This is a genomic window from Actinomycetota bacterium, from assembly GCA_041658565.1.
In the GTDB taxonomy this organism is placed as follows: Bacteria; Actinomycetota; AC-67; order AC-67; family AC-67; genus JBAZZY01.
Genome location: JBAZZY010000077.1, coordinates 1 through 3115 on the forward strand (window position 1 = coordinate 1; position 3115 = coordinate 3115).

Sequence of the window (3115 nt, forward strand, 5' to 3'; positions counted from 1 at the left end):
GAGATCCAGCTGCTGCGGGCGAAGGCCGATCAAGCCGGCAATCTCAAGAGCAACAAGCAGCAGAAGGTCTCCAAGGAGGGGAGCGCCATCGTCATCGCGCCGGCAGACCCCGAAGTGGTCTACGTGCCGGTATACGAGCCATCGGTCGTTTACGGTCCGTGGTGGTATCCCGATTACCCGCCGTACTACTGGCCGCCTTACTACGGCAGCTTTTCGTCCGGCTTCTTCTGGGGCGCCGGGATTGTGATTGCCAACTCGCTCTGGGGCTGGGGCCACTGCGATTGGCGGCGCCGTGACATCGACATCGATGTCAACAAATGGAACCACATCAACGTCAACCGCGGAAAGATTACGTCCAACAAGTGGGCGTTCGATCCGGCGCACCGCGGCCCGGTGCCCTACAAGAACAAGGGGGCGCGGGAGAAGTACGGCCAGGGCGACAGGAAAAAGACAGCGAACAAGGATTTCCGCGGCTTCGACAAGGGCAACGCTGACCGCGCGCAAATCGAAGCCAGGCTCAAAGATACCGACCATGGCGCGGTAAAGGACAAGCGCCCCGACGGTGCGGGAGCCGCTCGCAAAGACAAGGGTGCCAAGCTGCCGTCGTCGCGCGATCTTCCCAATGCCGGCGACCGCAAGCGCAGCGGCACGCCCGATCGCGCCGCCGCCAAGCGGCCTTCGCCTGCGGCTTTCGACGTCAAGCGCGGCAGCGACGTGCGCAAATCCGCCAGTCGCGGGCATGCGAGCCGCGTCGCAATGTCGAGCCCGCGTGGTGGCGGTGGACGGGGCGGCGGCGGGGGCGGACGGCGTGGCGGCGGCGGTGGGCGCCGGTAGCTTGCATGCGAAGGGATGCGGAGGACGTCATGAAGCGCTCCGAACCGGTGAACGGAAGAATTGGGCATTGGTGGCTGGCGACGCTCGCAACGCTGCTGGTTGCGGGCGGCGTAAGTGCAGGTGCCGCGGCAGCATCGCGGCAGGCCACCTATAAGTCGCCGCAAGAGGCGGTCGACGCGCTCGTTGCTGCAGTCAAGGCGGGCGGTAACGACGGCATCATCGCCGTGCTGGGAGACAAAGGCCGCGAGCTCGCAAGCTCAGGGGACGCCGTCGCCGACGCCGCCGCACGCGAGCGGTTCGGATCCGCCTACGCGGAGCGCCACGATCTGAAAACGGAAGGCGACGCCCGTGTCGTGCTCCTGATCGGTAAGGACGAGTTTCCCTTCCCAATCCCCATCGTCGCCGCCGCGGGTACGTGGCGTTTTGATACCGATGCGGGCGCCGTCGAGATCCTCGACCGGCGCATCGGCGAAAACGAGCTTGCCGCGATCGAAGTGTTGCGCGCTTACGTTGACGCGCAGCGCGAATACGCCGAAGCCGACCGTGACGGAAGCGGCGTGCAGTACGCCCGCAAGCTGCTGAGCAGCGAGGGCAAGAAGGATGGTCTCTTCTGGCCAACCGCCGACGGCGAGCCGGAAAGCCCGTTCGGCCCGCTCATCGCCGAGGCGCGCGCCGAGGGCTACCGGCGCAAGACGGACGGCCCTACGCCCTACCACGGGTATCTGTTCAAGGTGCTGACGGCACAGGGCAAGGACGCGCCGGGCGGCGCGCGCGACTATGTGATTGGCGGGCGCATGATCGGCGGCTTCGGCCTCGTCGCAGCGCCTGCCGAATACGGAAACTCGGGCGTGATGACGTTCATCGTCGACCACGACGGTGTCGTCTTCCAGAAGGATCTCGGACCGGAGACCTCGCGCAGGGCCGCGGCGATGAAAGCATTCGATCCCGACGGCACGTGGACCGAAGTCTCCGGCGGCTGACGGCGGGCGCCGCCCCTGGTTAGTGCGCGCGCATCTTAGCTATCGGTGTGAAGTGCGGATACTGAGTTCGTGTTGCGTCACGGCGCCAACTGCGAGATTGTCACGGTGCGACGGCGCTGCCGGGTAGCCTTTCGGAGGGAGGCCCATGCATCGAGCACTTGCACTTCCAGGTCACGCGCGCGCCGCGTGGACAGCTGTCATTTCCGCTCTCGCCCTCCTCGCCGCGCTCGCCGAACACGCCCACGCCGAGCGTCGCGTCGCCCTCGTGGTCGGAAATGGCGCTTACCAGCATACCGTCCCGCTGGCCAATCCGCGGAATGATGCGCAAGATATAGCTGCAGCGCTCGGCGAGTTGGGCTTTGAGGTCATCTCTGGAACGGATCTGGACAAGCGGTCGCTTGATCTGAAGGTGCGCGAGTTCGCCCGTGCCCTTGAAGGCGCCGACGTCGGCTTGTTCTTTTACGCGGGCCACGGGCTGCAGGTGAAGGGCATCAACTACCTGGTAGCCACGGATGCCAAGCTCGAAGCAGAACGCGACCTCGATTTTGATGCCGTGAGGGTCGAGTTCGTGCTGGCGCAAATGGAACGCGAAGCGAAGACGAACATCGTGTTTCTCGATGCCTGCCGCAACAACCCCCTTGCCCGGAACCTCGCACGCTCGATGGGCACGCGGGGCGTCGCCGAGAACAACGGCTTGGCGCCCATCAAGTCCGGTCTGGGCACGTTCATCGCCTTCGCCACAGAGCCGGGCAACGTGGCAAGCGATGGTTCAGGGCGCAACTCGCCTTTTACGGCGGCGCTAAAGGATCACATTGATGCACCCGGCGCATCGATCACGGATGTTCTGATCGACGTGCGCAAGGACGTCGTAGAAGCAACCAAGGGTGACCAGGTTCCGTGGGACCACTCGGCGCTTCGCGGCCGCTTCTACTTCAACGCCGCGATACAGGAATCGCCGCCGCAAGCATCGACGCCGGCAGAACCGACGCGACCAATATCCGAAGCCTCGAGAGAGTGGTCGCGTGTGGACAAGACCAGCCTTGCGGAGCTCGAGACCTATCTGCGCCGACATGGTTCGAGCCCTGAGGCGGACTACGCTCGTTCGCGGATGGCCGCGCTCAAGAAAGCCGCCAAAGAGGAGACATGCAACGTGGACGGCCATTGGGAGCAGACCGCTACGGACGTCGGCATCTCGACTTGGATACTGACGCGCTCGGGCGACGACCGCTATCACGCCCAGGAGAACGGCATGGGCAACGCCGTGGGCACGGCAGTGATGATCGGCAATCGGGTTCGCATCG

The 3115-nt window shown here is 65.0% G+C and carries 3 protein-coding genes; all 3 read left to right on the forward strand.

All coding sequences use genetic code 11. The annotated features are described in order from the left end of the window. Positions 1 to 834 (forward strand): DUF3300 domain-containing protein (locus WDA27_15040; GenBank protein ID MFA5892239.1); only part of this gene is annotated, 834 nt, incomplete at its 5' end. A gap of 29 nt (positions 835 to 863) precedes the next feature. Beyond that, on the forward strand, positions 864 to 1814 hold the full coding sequence (locus WDA27_15045) for a DUF2950 domain-containing protein (protein MFA5892240.1): 951 nt from the start codon (positions 864 to 866) through the stop codon (positions 1812 to 1814). 145 nt (positions 1815 to 1959) lie between these two features. Further along, positions 1960 to 3115 (forward strand): caspase domain-containing protein (locus WDA27_15050; protein ID MFA5892241.1); only part of this gene is annotated, 1156 nt, incomplete at its 3' end.